The organism is Polyangium jinanense (assembly GCF_028435365.1).
In genome coordinates this window covers 105,731-130,004 of record NZ_JAGTJJ010000013.1, presented here as the reverse complement: position 1 = coordinate 130,004, position 24,274 = coordinate 105,731, and the positions used below count along the sequence as shown (strand labels likewise).

The following is a 24,274-nucleotide window of genomic DNA, read 5'->3' as shown; positions in this document are numbered from 1 at the left end:
AGAAACCGCGCGATGCGCGGCTTCTCGGACGGGCCCGTGGCAAGACCACGAACGACGTTGCCAGTCGAGACAGCAGCGCTGCCGTATGTGCTTGAGGACGTCTTCCCTGTCGACAGCGCGCATCGCGCGCTGTCGCCCCGCGTCCAGGGCTTGCCCTGGTCCGGGTCCAGGGGTGGACAACCCCTGGTCGGGGTCCGGGGTGAAACCCCGGGCGCTACGGTGTGGGGGAGGGGCGGGGGCGTTGGCCGAGCAAACGCGGCTCAGCGCTTCGACAGCAGGGCGCGCAGCTCGGCGGGCCTGCGGAAGCCGATGCGACGGGCGACATCGCCTTCGCTCATGCCATCGGCGAGCAGCTCGCGGGCCTTCTGGGCGCGCACCTCATCGTAGAAGACGTGAGGAGAGCGACCGAAGGCGGCGCGGAATTGCCGGGCGAAGTGGAACTCCGACAGGTCGAGATCGAGGGCGACCTCGTACGAGCGGATTCGTTGACCGGCTTCGGCGGCGGCCCGAATGCGCTCGCGCGCGACGCGCATGCGCTCGGGCGTGCTCTTCGGGATGATTTGCGACGGCTGCGGAGCGGGGATCTTCGGCAGCGTCTGCGTGATGGGGGCCTGACGGACCGCAAATGGCGGCATGGACGAGGCCGAGGGGATACGGGCGACGGAGGGTGCGTTCAGCATCGTCAAAGGAAGCGCATCGCTCACGGGAACCTCTCCTTGCCACGGGGAATCTCGCCGCTGCATGCGGCGCCGTGACGGCATCTCGACGTTCTGCCTTTGCAACCCTCGGGCCGAACCTCGTCAGGGGGGGTGACTGGTATCTAATTTTACCATACAGGCATACCAATCTCGAATGCGCATAATCAGGCCTGTTGGCTGGGGACCAGGTTCGGGCAATAACTCGGAGCGCAAATGTGCCGGGATTTTGCGCGGATCTGGTGATCCTTTGGGCGCGTAGAGGGGCTGCACGAGCATCGTTTCGACCCTTGCGCCGTCTCACGCTCAGGCCTAACCCTGCGTATGAGCGGCAGGATCTCGTGTTGCGCCGAGTCTGCTCAACTCGCGCAGGTTCGGCTCCGGATGGCCGGGTGCGGCGCGATGGCGCGGCGCCACGGTTGCGCAAGCGCTGGGCGCGCGTGATCCCGGACGCACGGGCGGTGCGTGGGGACGAACGGCGGAAGTGAGGGGTAGGGGCGGGGGGAGGCTCGGGATCAGACGTCGATTTCGGCGGTCTGGGCTCGGTCCATGATGAACCGGAACCGGGCCGAGGCGTCTTTGCCCATGAGCTCGTTCAGGATGCGATCGGTCTCGAGCTCGCCCTCGATGACCACGCGCAGGGCGCGGCGGCGGCGGGGGTCGAGCGTCGTGGCCTTGAGGTCCTCGGCGGGCATCTCGCCGAGGCCCTTGAAGCGGGAGATCTCGGGCTTCTGGCCCTTGGGCAGCTTGACGAGGATGCGGTCGCGTTCCTTCTCGTCGAGGGCCCAGTGCGTCTCTTTGCCGGCGTCGATCCGGTAGAGCGGGGGTTGCGCGAGGTAGACGTGGCCGCCGCGGATGAGGCCCGGCAGGTGGCGGTAGAAGAACGTGAGGAGCAGCGTGGCGATGTGCTGCCCGTCGCTGTCGGCGTCCATCAGGAGGAAGATCCGGCCGTAACGGAGCTTCGAGGCGTCGAAGTCCTTGCCGAAGCCGCAGCCGAGCGCGCTGACGATGTCCTGGAGCTCCTTGTTCGAGAGCACCTTCGAGGTCGAGGCTTGCTCGGCGTTCAGCACCTTGCCGCGCAGGGGCAGGATCGCCTGCGTGCGCCGGTCGCGGCCCTGTTTGGCGGAGCCACCTGCGCTGTCGCCCTCGACGATGAAGAGCTCGCTTTCGTTCGGGTCGGTCGAGCTGCAGTCGGCGAGCTTGCCGGGCAGGTTCAGGCGGTGCGAGACGGCCGTCTTGCGGACGACCTGCTGCGTCGCCTCGCGGCGGGCTTCGCGGGCGCGGGCGGCCAGGATCGCGCGCATCACGATCGCCTCGCCGGCCGTGCCGTTCTCGAGCAACCATTGCTCGAGCGCGGGGCGCACGATGCCTTCGACAGCGGGGCCGGCCTCGGGGTTGTTCAGCCGGTCCTTCGTTTGCCCCTGGAATTGCGGCTCCTGGATGTAGATCGACAGGAGGCCGACGATGCCCTCGCGGATGTCCTCGGCGGTGAGCGTCACGCCCTTCGGCTGGATCTTCTTGGCCTCGATGAAGGCGCGCACGGCCTTCACGATCGCGGTGTTGAAGCCGCTCTCGTGCGAGCCGCCGGTGTGCGTCGGGATGCCGTTCACGTACGAGCGCATCGACTCGTCGGGCGACTCGGTCCAGAGCAGCGCCGCTTCGAGCCGGATCTCGCCGTCCTTCACGACGTGGAACATCGACGCGTGCACCGCGGGCTTGCCTCGCTGTGTGACGAGCTTCGGCAGGTAGTCGGCGATTCCGTTCGGGTGCACGAGCTCGACGGTCTCGCCCGTCGCCTGGTCCTTGAAGACGATGATCAGGCCGCCGTGCAGGTAGGCCTTCGCTTCGAGACGCTCCCTGACGGTGTCCGCGTCGAACGATGCTTTGTCCCCAAAGATTTCCGGATCGGGGCGGAAGTGCAGGATCGTCCCGTGCTTGCGGGTCGCGGCGCCGCGCTTCAGCTTGCCCGTCGGCGTGCCTCGGCTGAAGGCCTGCACGTGCTCGAAGCCGTCGCGCAGGACTCTCACCTCGAGCTCGACGGAGAGCGCGTTCACGACGCTCGAACCGACGCCGTGCAGGCCGCCGGAGACCTTGTAGTTCGAGCTCGCGAACTTGCCGCCGGCGTGCAGCGTGCAGAGGATGAGCTCGAGCGCGGGGCGGTTGTACTTCGGGTGGACGTCGACCGGGAAGCCACGGCCGTCGTCGGCGATCGTGGCGCCGCGCCGATCGGCGTCGAGCGTCACCTCGATGCGCTTGGCGTGGCCGTTGATCGCCTCGTCGACCGCGTTGTCGACGATCTCCCAGAGCAGGTGATGATAGCCGCGCGTGTCGGTCCCGCCGATGTACATCGCGGGGCGCTTGCGCACCGGCTCGAGGCCCTCGAGGACCTCGATGTCCTTCGCGGTGTAGCTCGATCTGGAGGTGGGCTGCGGAGTAGCGGTCGTTGCCATGGTCTAGCTCTCCTCCTCGGACGGTTTGCCGAGGACGGGCGTCGCGACGGGGGGCGGGACGAGCCGGACGACGCGGTCCTTCTTGGCGAAGACCTGCCGGCCGAACTCGCCGCGCGCGCCGATGACGCTGTCGGGGACCAGGTTCGCGACCTTGCCCTTCTCGGTTTCGGCCTGGATGACGTCGCGATCGTCGAGCATCGCGCCGACGACGCGCTCGCCGTCGTCGAGCTTCATCACGATCGCGCCCTTGCCGGCGCCCGAGAGCACGCCGATCTCTTCGACGGGCACGCCGAGCGCGTAGCCGTTGCTCGCGACGCACACGACGGCGCGGCCGGCGCTCGGGAGCAGCACGGCGAGAATGTCGTCGCCCTCGTTGAGCTTCGCGAACTTGCGGCCCGCGCGGGTGCTCGGCTCGCGGTGCTGGCGGAGCGAGAAGCGGAAGCCCAACCCTCCACGCGTGAGCGCGAGCGCGAACGGCGGCTCGGGCTCGGCCGCGCCCTCGGTCGGCGCGGAGAGCTCCTCGCCGAGCGCGCGCGGATCGAGCGACATCATCGCGACCATCCGCTCGCCGTCGGCCAGCTTGAAGAGCTTCTGGACCGGATCGCCGTAGCCCGTCGAGGGCGGGATGTCGTGGATGCGGCAGACGTAGCAGGCGCCGAGGTTCGAGAAGAACGCGACGGCCGAGCGCGTCGAGCCGGCGACGGCCGCGAGCACGCTGTCGCCCTCGCGCAGGCGCGTCGCGGACGGGTCCTTGAGCTCGCGCACGCGCTTCACCCAACCCTGGGAGCTCAAAACGATGTTCGCGTCCTCCGCGACGATGAAGTCCTCGGCCTGGAACTCCGGCTCGTCGACCGCGCCCATGATCTTCGTGCGGCGGCGATCGCCGTACTTCTCCTTCAACTGCGCGAGCTCGTCGCGCACGAGGTCCCAGCGCCTCGTGTCGCTCTTGAGCAGCGCCTCGAGGCGCTTGGCCTCCGCGCGTTTGTCCGCGAGCTCCTTGCGCACGACCTGGATCTCGAGCCGCGCGAGGCGGTAGAGGCGCAGCTCCAGGATCGCGTCCGTCTGCTCCTCCGAGAGCTCGAAGCGCTTCATCAGCTTGCTCGCGGCGTCCGCCTTGCCTTCGCTCTTGCGGATGATCGCGATCACCTCGTCGAGCGCGTCGAAGACGATCTCGAGGCCCTCGAGGACGTGGATGCGCGCCTTGAGCTCGCCGAGGTCGAACTCCAGCCGCCGCGTCACCGTCGAGTACCGGAACGTGAGGAACTGGTTCAGGATCTCGTCGAGCCCGAGGCGCTTCGGCGCGGACACGTCGGGGTTGTCCGTGGGCACGAGGCAGGTGAGGTTCACCGGCACGTGCACCGCGAGCGGCGTGTGCTTGTAGAGGTACGCCATCACGAGCTGCGGATCCGTCCCGCGCTTCGTCTCCAGAACGATCCGCACGACGTCCGTCGACTCGTCGCGCACGTCGAGCAGCGGCGGCAGCTTCTTCGAGATGATCACCTCCGCGATCTTCTCGACGATCGCCTTGCGCTCGACGCCGTACGGGATCGACGTGACCACGAGGAACGAGGGCCCGCGCTTCGAGTCGTCGTCCTCGATCTTCCACTCGCCGCGCAGCTTCAGCGAGCCCTGGCCCGTCGTGTAGACGGCCTCGAGCTCCTCCTTCGTCGCGTGGAGCTGGCCGCCCGTCGGGAAGTCCGGACCCTTGATCTTCTTCAAGAGCCGGCTCACCGGTAGATCCCGCTGGTTCGAGAGCTCGATGCAAGCGTCGAGCACCTCCGCGAGGTTGTGCGGCGGGATGCTCGTCGCCATGCCGACGGCGATGCCCTGCGAGCCGTTCACGAGCAGGTTCGGGAAGCGCGACGGCAGGATGACGGGCTCGCTCTTCGTGCCGTCGTAGTTCGGTCGCCACTCGACCGTGCGCTTGCCGAGCTCGCCGAGCAGCTCCAGCGCGAGCGGGCGGAGCTTCGCCTCGGTGTAACGCATCGCGGCGGGTGCATCGCCGTCGATCGAGCCGAAGTTGCCGTGGCCCGCGACGAGCGGCGCGCGCATCACGAAGTCCTGCGCGAGCCGGACCATCGCGTCGTAGATCGCCGTGTCGCCGTGCGGGTGGTACTTACCCATCACGTCGCCGACCACGGCCGCGCTCTTGCGGAAGCGCCCGTCGGGGGCGAGGTGCAGGTCGTGCAGCATCGCGTAGAGGATGCGGCGCTGCACCGGCTTCAGGCCGTCGCGCACATCGGGCAGCGCGCGCGACGTGATGACGCTGAGCGCGTAGTTCAGGTACTTGCGCTGCGCCTCTTCCGCGAGCGACGTGTCGGGCACCGGGGGAGGCGGAGGCGGCTCGCTGCCGCCCGGGGTCTTGGGGGCGCGCCGAGGCCTCTTCTGACCACCCTCGCCATCGAGGGGAAACGGGACCTGCTGAGCAGGGGGCACGGGCGTTATCTCCAGGGGTGGGGAGGCAAGGCGCGGCCGCCTCGGCTCGCGCGCGCCCCCCAGGGATCGACGGTGTACCCGCGTTCAGTGGGCCGCAGGCAGGGGATGCCATTACCCACGGAGCGCCGCTCGGTCAAGCCACGGCGGCACGGACAGGGCGGGCACGCCGGCCCCGAAAAGCGTTCGTCCAGAGGGATTCTGCGGGCGAATATGCGCCCCGTCCCCATCGATCCGGCCTCCCCCCGACGGACGCCCCTCGTCCCGGGCGCCCTACCGTCCACACATGGACATGGAAAACCAGTGGGTCCCACCTTGAGACCTCTGGCCCGCTGGGCTACGGGGAGGCGCCTCTTGTTTACGACGCCCACCCCACCCAACCGCCTGACGAGCCGGCTCCGGCTCCTGTGGACGAGCGCCTTTCTGGTCGTTTTCACGATCACCGGGCTCTCGCCTCGGGTGGCCTTCGCGCAAGGAGGCCCGCCGCAAGGCGCAGCGCAGCCTCCCGCGGCGAAGGATGCGGCAGGACAAGGCGACGAAGAAGGCGCGGACGAAGGCGACGACAAACCTACGGCGCCGAACGGAAACGGCACTGCAGCGCCCGGCGCGCGCCCGGAAGAGGCCGCTCAGCCGGCGCCGACGCTCGCGCCTACAGAGGCCGAGCTCGCGCGTGGTCAGTCCGTCGCGCGCGTGGTCATCGCGGGCAACCGTCGCATCTCCGCGGACGACATCCGCGCTTATCTCGGCACGGCGCGCGTGGGCAAACCCTTCACGCCCGAAGGCCTTTCCCGTGACGTGCGCGAGCTCTGGGACTCGGGCTTCTTCGAGGACATCGAGGTCGACCTGACCCGACGCGACGACGGAGTCCACCTGCGGATCCTCGTGCGCGAACGTCCGAACATCAAGACGATCGAGTTCGACGGCAACCAGAACATCAACGCGGAAGACCTCACGGAGGCGCTCAGCGTCGAGGTCAAGAGCGGCACGATCCTCAGCTACAACGCGATCCGTCGCGGCATCCAGAAGCTGCGCGACAAGTACGCGGAGGAGGGCTACTTCCTCGCCGAGGTCTCGTACGAGACGGTCCCGCAGCGCGACAACGAGGTGCTGCTCCGCTTCAAGATCAAGGAGCACGAGCGGGTCACGGTCCGGCGCGTCACGTTCATCGGGAACAACAACATTCCCGACTCCGAGCTGCGCGAGGTGATGATCACCGGACAGGGCAGCTTCTTCGACTTCGGCACGGGCGGCGCGTTCCGGCAGGACGCGTTCGAGCGCGACGTGCTCGTGCTCTCGGCGCTCTACTACGACCGCGGCTTCCTCTCGGTGCAGATCGCGACGCCACGCGTGATGCTCACGCCGGATCGCACGGGCATCGAGGTGACGCTCACCATCAACGAGGGCCCGCGCTACAAGATCCGTCAGCTCCGCGTCTACGAGCGCGACGCCGAGGGCAAGGAGATCGAGCCCATCGGCGGCCGCAGGCGCCTGCGTGAGATGATTCGCGCGAAGAGCGGCGACTGGTTCAACCGCGCCGAGCTCGCCGCGGACCTCGGCCTGATCCAGACGATGTACCGCGATCAGGGCTACGCGAACGTGGAGGCCCCGCCCGCGACCGACCTCGATCCGGAGCGCCAAGAGGTCGACATCATCGTCGCGATCCGACGCAACCAGCCGATCAAGATCGGGCGCATCGAGATCCGCGGCAACACGAAGACCCGCGACAAGGTCATCCGGCGCGAGATGGAGCTGCTCGAGGAGCAGCTCTTCAGCGAGTCGAAGCTCGAGCGCAGCAAGCGCCGCATCACGATGCTCGGCTACTTCGAGCGCGTCGACATCTCGACCGAGCAGGGCGACGACGCCGAGCACATCAACATCAACGTCGAGGTCGTCGAGAAGCCGACGGGCACCTTCCAGGTCGGCGCGGGCTTCTCCAGCATCGAGAACTTCATCGCAACGGCGCAGGTCCAGCAGCAGAATCTCTTCGGTCGCGGCCAGTCGCTCTCGCTGCAGGCGCAGATCTCGGGTCTCCGTCAGCTCATCGACGTCCGGTTCTTCGAGCCGTACCTCTTCGACACGCAGTTCTCCGCGGCGATCAGCGCGTACGATCAGCTCCGCGTCTACGGCGACTTCTCGCAGACCTCGCTCGGCGGCGCGCTCACGCTCGGCTACCCGATCATCCAGCCCGAGCTCCGCGTGTCGCTCACGTACACGCTCGAGTTGAACGAGACCTCGACGCAGACGACGTCGACACTCTTCGGCACGGCCGGCACGTTGAGCAGCTACTGGCAGAGCGTGCCGCTCGCGAACGTCTACAACAACGGCATCACGTCGAGCATCCGGCCGACGATCACCTACGACACCCGCAACAATCAGCTCTTCCCGTCGTCGGGTATCTTCCTCCAGGGCTCGGTGGAGCTCGCCTCGAAGTACCTCGGCAGCGAGCAGCAGTTCGTCCGGTTCCGGAACACCGCGCGCTTCTACTACCCGATCCGCGACTGGCTCGTCTTCAAGGTGAACAGCGAGGCGGGCGTGGTGACGAGCCCCTCGGCCGAGGGCGTGCCCTTCTTCGCGCGCTTCCTCCTCGGCGGCATCCTCGACCTCCGCGGCTTCCTCATCCGCAGCGTCGGCCCGCGCCTGTCGCTGACCGAGACGCTCGATCCGAACGGGCGCCCCCGCGCCAACGGGACGAACATCGGCGGCAACCTGATGTACTACCAGAACGCCGAGCTCGAGTTCACGATCCTGGAGCAGGTGGGCATCCGCGGCGTCATCTTCACCGACCTCGGCAACGCCTGGAACCTCGAGCGCAACTACTGCGAGGCGAACCCGGCGTCGCCGTACGCCGTGACGAACCCCTGCTTCACGCCGGACCAGCTCCTCAACGTCCGCACGTCCTGGGGCTTCGGCTTGCGCTGGTTCTCGCCGCTCGGCCCGCTGCGCTTCGAGTACGGCTTCCCGTTCAAGCCGCTCCCGTACGAGCAGGCGAGCCGCTTCGAGTTCACCATCGGCAACTTCTTCTGAGAGGCTGCGCTGCATCGACCGCATCGCGGTCGATGTACCAACAGTCCAGGGCTTGCCCTGGTTCGGGTCCAGGGGCGAACAGCCCCTGGTCGGGCCCGGGGTGAAACCCCGGCGCTACGCTCAGGACGGCTGCAGGGGCCCTTTCCCGCGCCCTCCGGTTGCCCGTCCGCGTTCCTGTTGGTAGCTCCATGGACGATGCGCCCTAGCCCCGTCCAATTCGTCCTGCCTCGCCCTGGCAAGGCCATCAGCGGGATGATGATCGCCATCACCGTCCTGTGGGTCGGCCTCGCGCTGAGCATCAACTGGGTGGAGGTCGGCGTGGGCGTCGCCCAGTTCATGGCCGGCACGACTGCGGGCGTGCTCCGCGGCCAGGTCTGGCGCCTCTTCACGGCGCCGCTCTTCCACGACACGTCGAGCCCCGGGCACTTCCTGATGACCCTGCTCGGGCTCTACTTCCTCGCGCCCACGCTCGAATCGCGATGGGGCGCGCGGCGCATGCTGATCTTCCTCTTCGGCTCGGGCGCCTTCGCGTTCGCCACCCAGGTCGCCGTGGGCGCGCTCGTGCCCAAGCTGAGCCAGGCCATGTGGTTCGGCGGACTCGGCATGATCGAGGCCGTCGCCGTCGCGTGGGCGCTGCAGAACCGCGACGCGCAGGTCCGCATGTTCTTCGTGCTGCCGGTGTCGGCCGGCGCGATGGTCGCGATCATCTTCGTGCTCTCCGTGCTGAACGTGATCGCGCTCAACCACCACACGCCCGAGGGCCTCGTGACCCCGTTCGGCGGCATGCTGGCCGGCTGGCTCTTCGGCGACCGTTCGCCGCTCCGTCGGTTCTACCTGAAGCTGCGCCTGCGCCAGATCCAGGCGCAGACGGCGGCGCTCCGTGCCGAGGCCGCCGTGAAGGCCGAAGCTGCCCGCGCGCGCCGCGCTGCAGGGCCCCCGCTGCGCGTGATCGAGGGCGGCTCGAAGGCGCCCCCGAAGGACAAGCGGTACCTCAACTAAGGGCGACGCGGAGCGACCCAGCGTGTGGGCCTAATGCGCCGGGATCGTCGCGCACGTTCGCACGTCGGCGAGCGTCTTCGCGTGGCTGAGACAGGAGAACTCACCTGACGCGCGAGGCTTGCCGACGAGGTCGCGCTTGCAGTCGGTGACGAACGACTCTTCCAGTCGTTGCCCTTCGCTCTTCACGACGGCGACGGCCTTCTCCGCCGAGGGACTCGCCGCCTCGGGGTACTTCGCCTCGGCGGTCCAGAGCACGCGCAGGTGCTCGCCCACGGCCTTGCAGTCGTTCTCGGTCACGTTCCGCGCGCAGCCTGTCGCGAGGCACGCCAGCACGAAAAAAACGAGGGGCGCTCCCCCTGCGAACGATCGCTTCGGAGCACCCCTCGTATTCATGGCGGGAGTTTAAGCCCGCCGGCTCGGGCCGGACAAGCTCAGCTATCGATGAAGCTCTTGAGCTGCTTCGAGCGGCTCGGATGGCGGAGCTTGCGCAGCGCCTTGGCCTCGATCTGCCGGATGCGCTCGCGCGTGACCTCGAAGTCCTGGCCGACCTCTTCGAGCGTGTGATCGCTCTTCTCGCCGATGCCGAAGCGCATGCGGAGGACTTTTTCCTCGCGAGGGGTGAGCGTCTTGAGAACCTTCCGGGTCTGCTCCGCGAGGTTCATGTTGATCACCGCCTCGGCGGGCGAGATCACGCTCTTGTCCTCGATGAAGTCGCCGAGATGCGAATCTTCCTCCTCGCCGATCGGGGTCTCGAGCGAGATGGGCTCCTTCGCGATCTTCAGGACCTTGCGGACCTTGTCGAGCGGCAGCTCCATCTTCTCGGCGATCTCCTCGGGGGTCGGCTCGCGGCCGTATTCCTGCACGAGGTAACGCGAGGTGCGGATGAGCTTGTTGATCGTCTCGATCATGTGGACCGGGATGCGGATGGTCCGGGCCTGATCGGCGATCGCGCGCGTGATGGCCTGCCGGATCCACCACGTTGCGTACGTCGAGAACTTGTAGCCGCGCTTGTACTCGAACTTGTCGACGGCCTTCATGAGGCCGATGTTCCCCTCCTGGATCAGGTCGAGGAACTGCAGGCCGCGGTTCGTGTACTTCTTCGCGATCGAGACGACGAGCCGGAGGTTTGCCTCGACGAGCTCGGCCTTCGCGCGCTCGGCCATGCGCTCGCCTTCGCGGATGCTCTCGTAGGTGCCCCGGATGGCCTCGACGTCGATGTTGAGCTCTTCCTCGACCCTCTTGAGCCCCTTCTGCGCGTTCTTCAGGGTGGACTCGAGGTCGAGCAGATCCTCGCGCGAGACGTTCAGCTTCTTCGCGAGCCGCGCCTCGGCGAGCTTGTTGCCCTTCACCTTCGCGAGCTCGCGTCGGAGCTCGGCCTTGCTCATGCCCGTGCGCTTCTCGATCTCGGTCGCGCCGGCCTCGGCCTTCTCCACCTTCGAGATGAGGCCCTTCAACTTCTGCACGATCTTGTCGATCGTCTTCTTGTTGAGGCGCATCTCCTCAAGCGTCGTCACGAGCTCGCCCGTGGTCAGCACGACCTCGGCGTCGAGCTGCTTGCGACGGCCGTCGGTCTTGACCTCCTTGCGCTCCTCGAGCAGGTCGGCCTTCTTCTTGTCGAGGCGCTTGACCTTGTCGATGAGGCGGATGATGCGGCGATCGGCCTCCTCCTCGTCGAACTCCTGATCGTCGCTCTCCGCGTCCTTGATGAGCTCCTTTACGCGGATCTTGTGCTTCCGGAGCTTCTCGCCGAGGTCGATGATCTCGCGCACGGCGATCGGTGAGTCGAGGATCGCGGCGTTGACCGACTGCTCGCCCTGCTCGATGCGCTTGGCGATCTCGACCTCGCCCTCGCGCGTGAGGAGCGAGACGCTCCCCATCTTGCGCAGGTACATCCGGACGGGATCGTTCGACTTCGAGTAGTAGTCGACGTCCTCTTCCTCGCGATCCTGCGTGACGACGAGCTTCTTGTCGCTCGCCTCTTCGTCCGCGATGCGCTTCGGCGCGATCTTCACCTGCGTCGCGCCGTCGACGATCTCGATGTCCTCGTCGCCGAGCGCGCCGACGACGTCGTCGAGCTGATCGGGAGAGACGTCCGCGGGCAGCGCGTCGTTCACCTCGTCATACGTGAGAAAGCCCTTCGTCTTGCCCGCATCGACGAGCTTCTCGAGCGCCTTGCGCGGATCCGACTTCCCCGCCCCATCCGGTGCCTGCGGCCTCGTCCCGCGGTCCCCCCGAGCGCCTTGTGCGACTCCGCCGCCACTTTTCCCCGCGCCCGATCCGCTTGCCCGACCCGCAGACTGCTTGGCCTTGCTCGCCATCCCATTCGCTCCACCGGGCCCACGCCGGGCCACGTGCTTCAAGGAACCACACCGAGAAAAAAACGTTCGTCACGCTCGCGCGGACTCATGCGCGCGCAAAAAACACGTCAGCCGAGCCCCAACTTGGCCTTGGCCTTGCGCACCGCTTCACGAAGCAGCGCCGCTTCGCGCTCCACATCCCCCAGTGGCGCGACTCGTTGAAGCTCGTCCACCGTCGCGGCTTTCTCGCGTGACAAGCTCAAGCGTCTCAACTTCCCTGCGTTCTTTAAGAGCTCTTCCCTCGCCACATCGGCCGTCTCGAAGACGGGCGACGCGAGCCGTCCAGCCGCGAATGCTTGGATCGACGCCGGGATATGCGCAAGAAATTCGTCGGGAATAAGTTGCGTTTCCGCCCCGAGGGACTGACGCACCGCGCCAGCGGCCAATGCGAGATCGCCATCCAGCACGTCGAGTGCCTCCATCACTTCAGGGTCGTCGAGCAGAACGGGATGGTCGAGAAGTGCACCCAGGATGTACTCCCCCACGTCGTGGATCTGGGAACGCGAACGCGCCCGGTGACCCGGCACCGTGGTCTCGGCCGCGCGGAGCTCCATGGGCTGTTCTGTGTCGTACCTCGTTGCCTGTTCGAGGAGCTGTTCGACTTGACGCAGATCGGCCGGCGCCGTGCCGCCCACGATGAGTTTCGACGACAGCCGATCGGCGTACGTCTTCAGCATGAGGCGCTTCACGGGGTCCTTTTGTTCCCCGAGTAAGTTTGCCACCGCACGCATGCGCGCGAGTTTGCCGTCGGTCGTGGCGTCGTTGAACGAGTCGTTCTGGAGCGCGTCTTCGATGAGGTGCTCGTAGAGCTCCTTCGCGCTCTTGAGGACGCTTTTCAGAGCCTCGGGGCCCTTGGTTCGTACGAGCTCGTCGGGGTCGAGCTTCGCGGGCAGCGTCGCGGCGCGTCCTTCGAGGCCGCCCTCGTGGACCGGGATGCGCGCGGCCCACGTAGCCTTGCGCCCGGCGGCGTCGCCGTCGAAGAGGATCGTCACGGTGGGCGCGAAGCGCTTGAGGAGCTTCGCCTGCGTGGTCGTGAACGCGGTGCCGAGCGGCGCGATGACGTTGCAGATGCCGCGCGCGTGCAAAGAAAGGACGTCGAAATTGCCCTCCACGAGGATCGCCAGGCCGTCCTGGCGGATCGCGTGGCGCGCCTGATGCAGCCCGAAGAGGTGCTCGCCCTTCGTGTAGATCGGCGACTCGGGGCTGTTCATGTACTTCGCCGGCGACTCGCCCCCGTTCGATGGTTGGAGCCCCAAGCGTCGCATCTCGTCGGGCGTGGGCTCGGGGAGGGCCCGGCCGCTGAACGCGATGACGCGGCCTTGCACGTCGGTCACGGCGAACATGAGGCGGTGCCGGAACCGATCGTAAAACCCCGTGCCCGTGCCACGCGCGACGAGCAGGCCCACCTTCTCGGCGAGGACCGGCGAGACACCTTGCCGCTTGAGGAAGTTCGCGAGCCCGTCCCAGCCCGGCGGCGCGTAGCCCACGCGAAACGCCTGCAGCGCGTCGGCCACGGGGCCCGTCGCCTCGCGCGTGTCGAGCGCGCGCCGCGCGAGCTCGCCGAGCGCGTAGGAGGCGAGGGGATGCGCGCTCGGACCACGCATGCTCTGCTCGAAGAACGTCGCCGCGAGGTGGCTCACGGCGTACAGATCGTCGCGCGCGCGCCGCGCCGCGTTCGCCTCGCGCCGCTCCGCTTCGGTCGCGGTCTCGATGATCTCCACGCCGCTTCGCTCGGCCAGCGCGCGCACCGCCTCGACGAAGTTCATGCCCTCGACCTTCATGACGAAGTCGATGGCCGTTCCGCTCTCCTTGCAGCCGAAGCAGTGGAAGATGCCGCGCTCCGGGTTCACGTGGAAGCTCGGCGATTTTTCCTTGTGGAAGGGGCAGAGCCCGACGAACGAGCGACCGCGCCGGGTGAGACGAACGGTCTCGCCGACGAGCGACACGAGATCCGTGCGCTCTTTGACCCGCGCGATCGTATCGGCGTGAATCATCGTCCTAAGCGATCAGGATAACGACGAACGCGCCGATCGTCCCGAGCCCTCGTCTCGAGATCGACCGGCGCGCTTGGTGTTCGTGACGCGCGATGCGCCTCCGGACGTGGAGGCTCTTTCAGGCGTCGGGGAAGGCGGAGCCCGGCTTCTTGTGATCCGTGAGGCTCTCGTCAGGGGTCTGGCCCTCGACCATCTCCTCGACGGGCGGCGCTTCGGCGTGATCCACGAGGAAGCGCGTGTCTTCACGCACGAGCGGCAGCGGCGGATCCCCGATGAGCTCGAGCTGCGTGGCGAGCCACTGCTCCTCCTCGATGAGCGAGCGACGCTTCGGATCCGTGAGGTCGCCCTGCCAGTGGTCGAGCTCCGCGTCGACCTCCTTCAGGCGCAGGCGAACCCGGACGACGTCGACGTCGTCCTTCTGGACGTACTTCTCCGTGAGGAGAAGCGCCTTGTCGCCCACGACCTCGACGAACCCGTGCGCGACGGCGAGGCGATGCTCCTTGCCGGCTTCGTGGTACGTGACGAGGCCGGTGCGGAGCGCCGCGAGCAGCGGCAGATGGCCCGGCATCACGCCGAACTCACCCGCCACGCTCGGCGCGGTCACGTCCGTGACCTCCTTGCGGAGCGCGACGCCCGTGGGCGTCACGATCTCGAGCACGATGGTCTCGGCCATGATCAGGCCCGCTTGCCCTCGGCCCGCGCCTTCACCTCATCGATGCCGCCGGCCATGTAGAAGTCCTGCTCGGCCACGTGATCGAGCTTGCCGTCGATGATCTCCTCGAAGCCCGCGATCGTGTCCTTCAGGCTCACGAGCTTGCCGTCACGGCCGGTGAACTGCGCGGCGACGAAGAACGGCTGCGAGAGGAACTGCTGGATCTTGCGGGCGCGCTGCACGACGAGCTTGTCGTCCTCGCTGAGCTCGTCCATGCCGAGAATCGCGATGATGTCCTGCAGATCCTTGTAGCGCTGCAGGGTCTGCTGCACGCGGCGCGCGACCGAGTAGTGCTTCTGGCCGACGATCTGCGGGTCGAGCATCGTCGAGTTCGAGTCGAGCGGATCGACGGCCGGGTAGATGCCGAGCTCGCTGATCGCGCGCGAGAGAACGGTCGTCGCGTCGAGGTGGGCGAAGGCCGTCGCGGGCGCGGGGTCGGTGAGGTCGTCGGCGGGGACGTAGATCGCCTGCACGCTGGTGACCGAGCCCTTCGTCGTCGACGTGATGCGCTCCTGGAGCGCGCCCATTTCCGTCGCGAGCGTGGGCTGGTAACCGACGGCGCTCGGGATACGGCCGAGGAGCGCGGACACCTCGGAGCCGGCCTGCGTGAACCGGAAGATGTTGTCGACGAAGAGGAGCACGTCCTGGCCCTCCTCGTCGCGGAAGTACTCGGCGACCGTGAGCGCCGAGAGCGCGACGCGGGAGCGCGCGCCGGGCGGCTCGTTCATCTGGCCGTAGATCAGCGCGGCCTTCGAGATGACGGGCGCGCCGGACTCGAGCTTCGACTCGCTCATCTCGAGCAGGAGGTCGTTGCCCTCGCGCGTCCGCTCACCGACGCCCGCGAAGACCGACACGCCGCCGTGCGCCTTCGCGACGTTGTTGATGAGCTCCATGATGAGCACGGTCTTGCCGACGCCGGCGCCGCCGAACAGGCCGATCTTGCCGCCCTTGCGGTAGGGCGCGAGCAGGTCGATGACCTTGATGCCCGTCTCGAAGATCTCGACCTTCGTCGACTGATCGACGAACTTCGGCGGATCCTTGTGGATGGGCGCGAACTTCTCCGCGTTCACGGGGCCCGCCTCGTCCACGGGCGCGCCGACGACGTTCAGGATGCGTCCGAGGCAAGCCGGGCCGACCGGCATCATGATCGGCTTGCCCGTGTCGCGGACGTCCATGCCCCGCACGAGGCCGTCCGTCGTGTCCATCGCGATCGTGCGAACCGTCGACTCGCCGAGGTGCTGCGCCACTTCGAGCGTGAGGTTGTCGGCCTCGCCCGAGATGCTCGGGTTCGAGACCTTCAGCGCATTCAAAATCTTCGGAAGCTGGCCCGCCGGAAAGTCGACGTCGACGACGGGGCCGATGACCTGGGTAATCTTTCCAACCGACATGGGGCGGGGCTCCTCCAGCGAATCGCCATGACGACGAACGCGCGCGGCCACTACCACGGCCATCGTGGACTGTCGAGGGGTCCGGAGCGGATGAACAGGGGTTTCTAACCCTTCATCGCCGCAATTCGGGCGAAATCCTCGACCGCCAGCGTTTCACCACGCACGTCGAGCGAGATCCCGGCTTCCCGGGCGCGCGCTTCGAGCTCGTCCTTGGACCAACCGTAGAGCGAGCGCCAGGCATTTCGCAGCGTCTTTCGCCGCGCGCCGAACGCCGCACGGACGGCATCGCGAAACGCCTCGGTCTCCGCAGCACGCGGCGGCCTGTGCGGCGCGAGGACGACCACCGCGGAGTCGACGTCGGGGCGCGGGTAAAACGCGCCGCCGCGCACCGTGAGCAGGCGCTTCACGTCGAAGGCCGCCTGCACGAAGACCGTGAGCGCGCCGTAGGTCTTCGAGCCTGGCGCCGCGATGAGCCGATCGGCGACCTCGGCCTGCACCATGAACACCGCGCGATCGACACGATCGGCAAGCCCCGTCGCCCGTTCGAGGAGCGCACCGGTGATCTGATAAGGCAGGTTGCCCGCGATCACGTGCGGGCGCGGGCCGACGAGCTCGGCCGCCCAGTCGACGGCGAGCGCGTCGGCTTCGATGATGGAGACGCGACCTTCGGCGATCGGCGCTTCGAGCTCGGTCGAGAGGAGCGGGACGAGATCACGGTCGCGCTCGATCGCCACGATCTTCGCGGCACGTTCGAGCAAGGGGCGCGTGAGCGCGCCGAGGCCGGGGCCGATCTCGAGCACGGTGCCGCCCGGCGGCGTGGTCGCGGCTTCGGCGATCGCGCGGGACGCGGAGACGTCGACCAGGAAGTTCTGGCCGAACCTCTTCTTGGGCGAGAGGCCGCGCGAGCGGAGGCGTTCGGCGATCGACATGGCAGGTTCGTGCTCTCGGAGAAGGTTCGTTGGTGTTCCAACCGATGCGCGGACGGCGACCTTTCGTTCAGGTCGCCTTGGGGTCCGCGGCGTCGGGGCGCTTCGTCGTCGTGGCGCGGATCTTCGTGACGCGCACGCCGAGGCGGCGGAGCACGGCCTCGCTGCGGCTGACGGCGACACGCGTGCGGACGAGCACGGCCTCGGCGGCGACCCCGGCGGCCTCTTCCCACGCGACCCTTCGCGGTCCTTCGGCGACCTCCTCCGAGGCCGAACCGTCCGCGCGCGTCGGCGGATCCCAGGGCGGGAGCAGGCCCGGATCGAACTGCGGCATCGACCAGGTGACGGACGCCGAGTGGCGCGAGAGGCGGCGCAGGGCGTCCATGACGGGTTTTTCCTGCGCGATCTCGGAGGGCGCGGGCGCGACGACGTGCACGACGCTCGGTTTGGGCTTGCTCTTGACGATCTGCGAGAGGACCTCCGCGAGCATGAAGCCGGATTCGTGGCGCTCGGCCTCCGCGCGGGCAGGCGACTCGATGCCGTAGGCCGCGAGGTAGCGGCGGAGCGTTCGCTCGCGCGGGCTCCGGCCCTCGGGCGGAGGCGGCGCGAACGGCGCGCGGGGACGAACCGCGTCGGCGCGCGACGCGAGTCGGTCGAGATCGCCGCGGCGCAGATCCGAAAGCCCTCGCGCGTCGAGCGGACGGAGGTGCTCGAGGACGCGCACGGCCACGTCGGCCTCGTCGAGATCGCTGCGCGAGGCATCGTGCGTCCCTGTCGCCGTGACGAGCAGGTGCGCGAGCTTTTGCCCATGCGCCGGTCCCTGGTCAGGCAGGACGAACGCGCGCACGGTGGATGCGTAGACCGCGAGCCCGACGCGATCACCACGCGAGAGGTACCGCGCGCAGATCGACGCGGCCTCGTCGATCGCGAGATCGAGCGGCGCGCGGCCGAGCGGGCCAGCCCAGAGCTCGACCGAGGCGTCGAGCACGACCCACACGACGTCCCGCTCCTCGCGTTCGAAGTCGCGCACGAGCAGGATCCCGCGCCGCGCGCTCGCCTTCCACGCGATGCGCCGGAACGGATCTCCCGGCTGGTGTTCGCGCAGCTCGCGCATATCGCTGCCTTCGCCGCGGGCGCGGCCGGGCCTCCCGCTCGACGCGAGCAGCTTGCTTCGGCCGCCGCGCGGGGAGGGGAGCCACGCCGCGAAGGGGCGCGGCAGGACCTCGACGCCGAAGGGATTCGCGAAGGTGAGAGGAACCTCGAAGAGCCCGGGCGCGCCGTGCACTTCGAGTGCGAGCCCGTGCACGCCGTGTTGTCCCACGCGCGGTGCGTGCACCGAGACTTTCACCTTGAGCCGCCCGGAGGCCATGACCTCACCCGCCGAGGGCTCGATCGTGATCTGGAGCTGCGACGAGGCGATGGGCCGGAGGCGCACGTACCGCGCGGCGAGCGTGTCGCGGTTTCGCACCTCGGCTTCGATCTCGATCGTGCTGCCGCGGCCCGTGCGCACGACGCGGCGTGGCCCGCTCCAGAGCATCTCGAAGCCGGCGGCGCGGATGCGCGAGACGGAGACGAGCGTGACTGCGCGGGCGAGCGCCATCGCGAGAAGCATCGCTCCTCCCCACCCGACGATGGCGGGCTCGCGCGCGACGAGGCCGACGCCCGCGACCGAGATCGCGGCGATGCTGAGGTGCGCCGCCGTGCGCGTGGGAAAGAGCTGCATCGCTAGACCGGCCGCACTGCGCGACGGTAGGCCACGCGCTGCACGGCGTCCTCCACGACCGCGTCCCGAGCGCGCGAATCGCCCTCGGCCTCGGGCACGAGCACGAGCCTGTGCGAGAGCACCGCCGTCGCGACGCCACGTACGTCGTCCGGCGTGACGAACGGGCGGCCCGCGATCACGGCCGCGCTCTTCGCGGCCTGCACGAGCCCGAGCGTCGCGCGCGGTGAGGCGCCGAGCAGCACGCGCGCGTGCGAGCGGGTGAACGTCGTCAGGCCGACGGCGTACTCGTAGAGATCGTCCTCCACGTGGATCCGCCGCGCGATGCTCTGGAGCGAGAGGAGCTCCTCCACGCTGAGCACCGAGCGGGCGCGCGGCGGCTCGGCGTTGTGCGCGCGGAGCATCGCGACCTCGTCCTTCGCGTTCGGGTAGCCGATGGCGACGCGCACGAGGAAACGATCGATCTGCGCCTCGGGCAGCGGGTACGTGCCTTCGAGATCGATCGGGTTCTGCGTCGCGAGCACCATGAACGGCGCGGGCAACTCGAACCGGTCGCCTTCGATCGTCACCTGCCGCTCCTGCATCGCCTCGAGCAGCGCGGATTGTGTCTTCGCGGGCGCGCGGTTGATCTCGTCGGCGAGCACCACGTTCGCGAAGATCGGCCCCGGCCGCAGCGAGAACGTGCCCTCCTTCGGCGAGAGCACGTACGTGCCGGTGATGTCTGCAGGCAGGAGATCCGGCGTGAACTGGATGCGGCGCACCGAGGCGCCGAGCGCCGATGCATACGCCTTCACGAGCGTCGTCTTCGCGACGCCGGGCACGCCCTCGAGGAGCACGTGGCCCTGCGCGAGCAGCGCGGTGAGCATGAGATCCACGGTGCGCGAGGGACCGATGTAGACGCGCGTGATCTCCCGGCGGAGCGCGTCCAGCCGCTCTTTGGCGGCGGCGATCTCCTCGATGGCGACGGCCTGGGTCAAGTGGCGCTCTCCTCTGCGGGTGCGGGCGGGCTCGGGGTTCGTGAGGGGTCGCTCGTCGGGCTCGTTCCCGCCGGGCGATCAGAAGTCTTCTCGCCGTTCGCGGCGCCGTGGCCGAGCGGCTCGGGGGTGATCGCGCCCGCCTTTTCGAGCACGTCCCTCACGACGGCGGCCGCGTGCCGAAGCGCCGCGCGGGGCACGCGGACCGGCTTGCCTGCGACGACGGAGGCTTCGGCTCTTTGCATCACGGCGAGGACCTCTTTCAAGGCCGAGCGGCCACGCTCGTCAAGGCCTCCTGCGCGCTCGGCCGCAGAAATCACCGCGTCCGCCGACGGATCGAGGGGCGCGTTGAGCTTGTGCGAGAGCGCCTCGACGAGCGCGCTCTTGAGCTCGAGCAGGAGCAGCCCCGGCGGCGAGGACGGGGCCGAGAGCAACGCGAAGCGCCCGGCCACGCCTCCCTGCGCGACGAGCGGCACGGGCCGCGCGAAGCGAGGTTGCGGGCTCTTGTACGGGCGCCCTGCGGCACGCGCCACCCACGCGGCCACGCCGAGCACCGCAAGGAGCGCGAGGAGCCAGTGCGCCCAGGTCGGCAGTCCGCTTTGACGTGCCTCCGCCAGCGCGTCTCCGATCGAGCGGAGCTGGCCCTCGATGTCCTTGCGCAGCGTCGACTTGCCGCCGAACGAGCCCTCCTCGGAGAAGCGGTTGGCGACGATGAAGAGCCGGCCGCCTTGCCGTTCGCCGCCGTCTTCGTCGACGAGGTAGTGCGAGAGCCCCACGGCGAACGAGCGGTTGCCGGGGTAGCGCAGCATCTGGTTCATGAGGCCCGAGGGATCGCTCAGCGCGAAGAGGCGGCCCTTGCCGACCTGGCCTGCGACCGCGACGATCGTCGGGGGCTCGCCGACGGCGCGCACCTCGAGCACGGGCGAAAGGTTCGGGTGGCGGAGCCCCGTCGCGTGGTTCGTGACGAACTGCTGCACGCTCGCCACCACCGGATGTGGGCCCGTGAGTTGCCCCTTGTCACCGGTGAGCACGGGCTCGGCGATCGCGAGCTGGGGGTTGTTGCGCAGCGCCGCCACGGGGCGCGAGGGCAGCGAGGTCCGCTCGATGTGGAAGCGCCGCAGCGTCTCCTCGCCTCTGCCGTAGTCGTCCACGATCGCCAGGCGCCCGCCGGCCTTCATGAAGGCCGCTGTTTCTTCGGGATCCATGCTCTGGAGCGGGTGCAAGACGAGCACACCGTCGTTCGGCGTGACCTCGTTCCAGTCGAGCACGGCGACGGCCTTGACGCGTCCGTCGCCGAGCTCGTTCACCGCGAGCCCGTAGAGCTCCGAGCAGCCTTCCCACGTCGTGTCCGCGACGTCGAAGGCGGCGGCGTGTGCGTCCACGGAGGCGAGGCCGATGCCGAGCGCTGCGCAGATCACAAGGGAACGGCGCGCCTGCTTCGCCGAGCCCCACACGCGCGCTTGGAGCTTCGGCGACGAGGACGAAGCTCGAGAGGCGTGCGCTGCATGGCGCTCTAGCTCCGGCGATCTCACGCCATCCTGCGTCATAGAGGCGGCGAGCATATCACCGTCGTCCCGGGCGATAAGCTTGACCCCGTTACTCTCATTGCTAGATTCGACTCGTGAACGGGCCCATTCTTGCTAGGCACGTTCATCCGAGCGACGCTACACGCGGTGCGGAGGAGTCCGGATGCTACCTCCTTTCATCATCGAACAAATCCGACAACGGGAAGAGAGGGAGCGCCGGCAGCGTGAGGAGAACCGACCGCGCCTGGAGCTTCCGCTCGAGCGGTTCCCGGCTCCGCGTCGACCCGGAGGCGGGTCGAAGGAGCCTCACGAGGATGAAGACGACCCGAATCGCGGCGTGATCATCCTCGAGATCGGCTGATCTCCCGTCTGTCCTCTCGAAAACGCCGCGCGTGCCCGCGTGGCGCTTCTTCCCTCGTTTTCACCCGAACCCCATGTTTTTCGCGGCCGCGGGGTGCGTCCGGGCCGCAAGTTGGCAAGAACCTCCATGCTGAGGACCGGACGGGACGAATTTGCGTCTTGTCGGCCTTGACCGGTGGGGGGGTTCTGCCTACCCTTCGCCCCCCGTTCCCCTGGCGTGGTGCGTCGGGGGACGCGAATGCGCGCGGGTCATGCCCGCACCCGGCAAGCGCCGGATCTCCAAGAAGACCGAGGTTCACCGATGGCCGTTCATATCCGCCTCGCCCGGGCGGGCACGAAGAAGACCCCGTTCTACCGTATTGTCGTCGCCGACCAGCGTTCTCCGCGCGGAGGCCGGTTCATCGAACGTTTGGGCACGTACGACCCGCGTCGCAACGAGATCCGCCTGGACACGGCTCGCGTGAAGCACTGGCGCGACGTGGGGGCGCAGCCCTCGCACACGGTCGAGCTTCTGCTGAAGCGCCCGGACGTCGTCGCGGCGACGGTGGCGAAGTAACGAGGCATGGCGCCGTCTCCTGCGTCCTCCACCATGCTGCTGGATCTCGTCGCGCTCATTGCGCGGTCGCTCGTGGATCATCCCGAGAAGGTGACCGTCCGCGAGGTGACGGGAGACAGGTTCCCGCGCATCGAGCTCAGCGTGGCGCGTGAGGACATCGGCAAAGTGATCGGCAAGGATGGCCGCACCGCGCAATCGATCCGTGCGCTCCTCAACGCGGCCGCCAGCAAGGCGGGCCTCCGGGCCCACCTCGACATCCTGGATTGATCCCGCGTAAGCGCGCCACGAACGAGGCCGAAGCCCCGCGACGGTTCGTCGCCGTCGCGGAGATCGCGCGTGCCCACGGGATCCAGGGCGAGGTCCGCCTCAAGCTCTATCACGAGGGCTCCGAACTGCTCGGGCAGCGGCCGACACTCAAGCTGCGTCTCCCCGACGGCGCGGAGCGCGCGGCCGACATCACGTCGATCCGGAGCGCGAACAAGGCCGTGCTCGTGCGGCTCGCGGGTGTCGCGGATCGGGATGCCGCCGAGGCGCTGCGCGGGGCGATCCTGCTCGTCCCGCGCGACGAGTTCCCGCCGCTCGAAGAGGGCGAGTTTTACGCGTGCGATGTCGAAGGCGCGCGCGCCGAGCTCGGCTCCGGCGAAGTCATCGGTCGCGTTCTCACGCTGGCCTCGTACCCGAGTTGCGAGGTGCTCGTCGTCGAGCGCGCGGACGGCAGCAAGATCGAGGTCCCGCTGCTCGACGACTTCGTCGAATCCGTGGACACCGACGCCGGGGTCGTCCGGCTCGTCACGCTCGACGGCCTGACCTGACGAGGCGCGCGCATGCGTGTCGACATCGTCACCCTCTTCCCCGAGATGTTCGAGCCATTCCTGTCGACAGGGATGGTCGGCCGCGCAGCGCGCGCAGGCGCGCTCGACGTGCGTTGTGCGAACTTGCGCGAGCACGGGCTCGGTCGCCATCGCAGCGTCGACGACACGCCGTACGGCGGCGGCTCGGGCATGGTGATCCGCGTCGACGTCGTGGTGGAGTGCATCGAGGCCCTCGAGCAGAAGGCGCGCGAGGGACGCGAGGGCGCGGACGCCACGCGCTCGCATCGTGTGTTGCTCTCGCCGCAAGGGAGCGTGCTCGATCAGCGCAAGGTCGAGGCGCTCGCTGCGCTTCCGTGGATCACGCTCGTATGTGGCCGTTACGAGGGCTTCGACGATCGGGTGCACGCGTTCGTCGACGAGGAGATCTCGCTCGGCGACTTCGTGCTCGCGGGCGGCGAGGTGGCGGCGATGGCGATCGTCGACGCTTGCTCGCGGCTCTTGCCCGGCGTGCTCGGCAGCGCGGACTCGGCGATGCACGAGTCACACAGCACCACGATGGACGGGCTGCTCGAGTATCCCCACTACACGCGACCCGAGGAGTTTCGCGGGATGAAGGTGCCCGAGGTGTTGAAAGGCGGTAACCACGCGGCGATCGCGGCCTTCCGGCGCGAGCAGGCCGAGGCGCGCACAGCGGCGCGCAGGCCCGATCTCCTGGAGCGGGCGAAGCGCCTGCGCGCCGAGCGGAGTTCGTCGTGACGAAGGTCGCGCTCGCTCTGGTTCATCACCCCGTGCTCGATCGCGGCGGGGAGATCGTGACGACCGCGATCACGAATTTGGACCTGCACGACATGGCCCGGAGCGCGCGCACGTTCGGCGTGCTTGAGCTGTACGTCGTGCACCCGGTCGCGGCGCAGCGGCTTCTCGCCGAGCGCATCCGCGATCACTGGGTGAACGGCTCGGGGAAGAAGCGCATCCCCGATCGCGCGGATGCGCTCGACGTGCTGCGGATCGTGCCGAGCTTGGAAGACGTGTACACCTCGCTCGCGCCGGGCGTGGGGCGCGCGGGGATCGAGCTCTGGACGACGGCGGCCTCGGCGAAACGTGGGCCCGTGACGAACTATCCCGACGGGCGTGCGCGTCTCTCGCAAGCGGACAAACCCGTGCTGATCACGTTCGGGACGGGGTGGGGCCTCGCGGGTGAGCTCGTCGCGTCGGCTGACGTTCGCCTCGCGCCGATCCACGCGGCGAAGGACACGGGCTACAATCACCTGAGCGTGCGCGCGGCGTGCGCGATCGTGCTCGATCGGCTGTTCGGGTAGCTCGATCGCGGCGCGGGCGGCGCGCGGGG

At 68.5% G+C, this 24,274-nt stretch carries 19 protein-coding genes; 7 read left to right on the top strand and 12 right to left on the bottom strand.

Annotation, left to right across the window (positions count from 1 at the left end; genetic code table 11):
- Positions 1–260 precede the first annotated feature (260 nt).
- The 3 genes from KEG57_RS55690 to KEG57_RS23050 form a co-directional block, all read right to left on the bottom strand.
- Positions 261–704, bottom strand: a complete 444-nt coding sequence (locus tag KEG57_RS55690) for a helix-turn-helix transcriptional regulator (protein WP_272423496.1) — start codon at positions 702–704, stop codon at positions 261–263.
- Positions 705–1,210: 506 nt separating this feature from the next.
- Positions 1,211–3,145, bottom strand: coding sequence for a DNA gyrase/topoisomerase IV subunit B (locus KEG57_RS23055; RefSeq protein WP_272423497.1), 1,935 nt, complete (start codon positions 3,143–3,145; stop codon positions 1,211–1,213).
- A 3-nt stretch (positions 3,146–3,148) separates the two neighbouring features.
- Positions 3,149–5,581, bottom strand: a complete 2,433-nt coding sequence (locus KEG57_RS23050) for a DNA gyrase/topoisomerase IV subunit A (protein WP_272423498.1) — start codon at positions 5,579–5,581, stop codon at positions 3,149–3,151.
- Between the two features lie 351 nt (positions 5,582–5,932).
- On the opposite strand from KEG57_RS23050, the gene bamA reads away from it, so the two are divergent.
- Together bamA and KEG57_RS23040 are read left to right on the top strand one after the other, a co-directional pair.
- Positions 5,933–8,602, top strand: a complete 2,670-nt coding sequence (gene bamA / locus KEG57_RS23045) for an outer membrane protein assembly factor BamA (protein WP_272423499.1) — start codon at positions 5,933–5,935, stop codon at positions 8,600–8,602.
- 195 nt (positions 8,603–8,797) lie between these two features.
- A complete protein-coding gene (locus KEG57_RS23040; protein ID WP_272423500.1) occupies positions 8,798–9,601 on the top strand; it encodes a rhomboid family intramembrane serine protease in 804 nt (267 codons plus the stop codon).
- 30 nt (positions 9,602–9,631) lie between these two features.
- On the opposite strand, the gene KEG57_RS23035 is transcribed toward KEG57_RS23040, so the two are convergent.
- The 9 genes from KEG57_RS23035 to KEG57_RS22995 all read right to left on the bottom strand — a co-directional run bounded on the left by KEG57_RS23035 (position 9,632) and on the right by KEG57_RS22995 (position 21,126).
- Positions 9,632–9,994: a hypothetical protein gene (locus tag KEG57_RS23035; RefSeq protein WP_272423501.1), complete on the bottom strand. Its 363-nt coding sequence runs from the start codon at positions 9,992–9,994 to the stop codon at positions 9,632–9,634.
- Between the two features lie 38 nt (positions 9,995–10,032).
- A complete protein-coding gene (gene rpoD, locus KEG57_RS23030) occupies positions 10,033–11,919 on the bottom strand; it encodes an RNA polymerase sigma factor RpoD (protein ID WP_272423502.1) in 1,887 nt (628 codons plus the stop codon).
- A 107-nt stretch (positions 11,920–12,026) separates the two neighbouring features.
- Positions 12,027–13,952 (bottom strand): DNA primase, encoded by a 1,926-nt coding sequence (gene dnaG / locus KEG57_RS23025; protein WP_272423503.1) that lies wholly within the window; start codon positions 13,950–13,952, stop codon positions 12,027–12,029.
- A 118-nt stretch (positions 13,953–14,070) separates the two neighbouring features.
- The gene (gene atpC, locus KEG57_RS23020; RefSeq protein WP_272423504.1) at positions 14,071–14,625 is read right to left on the bottom strand and encodes an ATP synthase F1 subunit epsilon; all 555 of its coding nucleotides are present in this window, start codon (positions 14,623–14,625) and stop codon (positions 14,071–14,073) included.
- A 2-nt stretch (positions 14,626–14,627) separates the two neighbouring features.
- Entirely contained in the window at positions 14,628–16,052 is a 1,425-nt protein-coding gene (gene atpD / locus KEG57_RS23015) for a F0F1 ATP synthase subunit beta (RefSeq protein WP_272423505.1), read from the bottom strand.
- A gap of 104 nt (positions 16,053–16,156) precedes the next feature.
- Positions 16,157–16,981: a 16S rRNA (adenine(1518)-N(6)/adenine(1519)-N(6))-dimethyltransferase RsmA gene (rsmA, locus tag KEG57_RS23010; protein WP_272423506.1), complete on the bottom strand. Its 825-nt coding sequence runs from the start codon at positions 16,979–16,981 to the stop codon at positions 16,157–16,159.
- Positions 16,982–17,048: 67 nt separating this feature from the next.
- On the bottom strand, positions 17,049–18,701 hold the full coding sequence (locus tag KEG57_RS23005) for a DUF58 domain-containing protein (RefSeq protein WP_272423507.1): 1,653 nt from the start codon (positions 18,699–18,701) through the stop codon (positions 17,049–17,051).
- A 2-nt stretch (positions 18,702–18,703) separates the two neighbouring features.
- On the bottom strand, positions 18,704–19,675 hold the full coding sequence (locus tag KEG57_RS23000) for an AAA family ATPase (protein WP_272423508.1): 972 nt from the start codon (positions 19,673–19,675) through the stop codon (positions 18,704–18,706).
- The gene (locus tag KEG57_RS22995; RefSeq protein ID WP_272458801.1) at positions 19,672–21,126 is read right to left on the bottom strand and encodes a DUF4350 domain-containing protein; all 1,455 of its coding nucleotides are present in this window, start codon (positions 21,124–21,126) and stop codon (positions 19,672–19,674) included. The genes KEG57_RS23000 and KEG57_RS22995 overlap by 4 nt, the downstream gene beginning before the upstream one ends.
- 733 nt (positions 21,127–21,859) lie before the next feature.
- On the opposite strand from KEG57_RS22995, the gene rpsP reads away from it, so the two are divergent.
- From rpsP to KEG57_RS22970, 5 genes are read left to right on the top strand one after another with little or no spacing between them, the layout of a single operon-like run.
- Positions 21,860–22,114, top strand: a complete 255-nt coding sequence (rpsP, locus tag KEG57_RS22990) for a 30S ribosomal protein S16 (protein WP_272423510.1) — start codon at positions 21,860–21,862, stop codon at positions 22,112–22,114.
- A 6-nt stretch (positions 22,115–22,120) separates the two neighbouring features.
- On the top strand, positions 22,121–22,381 hold the full coding sequence (locus tag KEG57_RS22985) for a KH domain-containing protein (protein WP_232379670.1): 261 nt from the start codon (positions 22,121–22,123) through the stop codon (positions 22,379–22,381).
- Positions 22,378–22,926 (top strand): ribosome maturation factor RimM, encoded by a 549-nt coding sequence (gene rimM, locus KEG57_RS22980; protein ID WP_272423511.1) that lies wholly within the window; start codon positions 22,378–22,380, stop codon positions 22,924–22,926. The genes KEG57_RS22985 and rimM overlap by 4 nt, the downstream gene beginning before the upstream one ends.
- 12 nt (positions 22,927–22,938) lie before the next feature.
- Complete coding sequence (gene trmD / locus KEG57_RS22975) at positions 22,939–23,682, top strand: tRNA (guanosine(37)-N1)-methyltransferase TrmD (protein ID WP_272423512.1); 744 nt, start codon at positions 22,939–22,941, stop codon at positions 23,680–23,682.
- Positions 23,679–24,245, top strand: a complete 567-nt coding sequence (locus KEG57_RS22970; protein ID WP_272423514.1) for an RNA methyltransferase — start codon at positions 23,679–23,681, stop codon at positions 24,243–24,245. Before trmD ends, KEG57_RS22970 begins: the two co-directional genes overlap by 4 nt.
- Positions 24,246–24,274 lie beyond the last annotated feature (29 nt).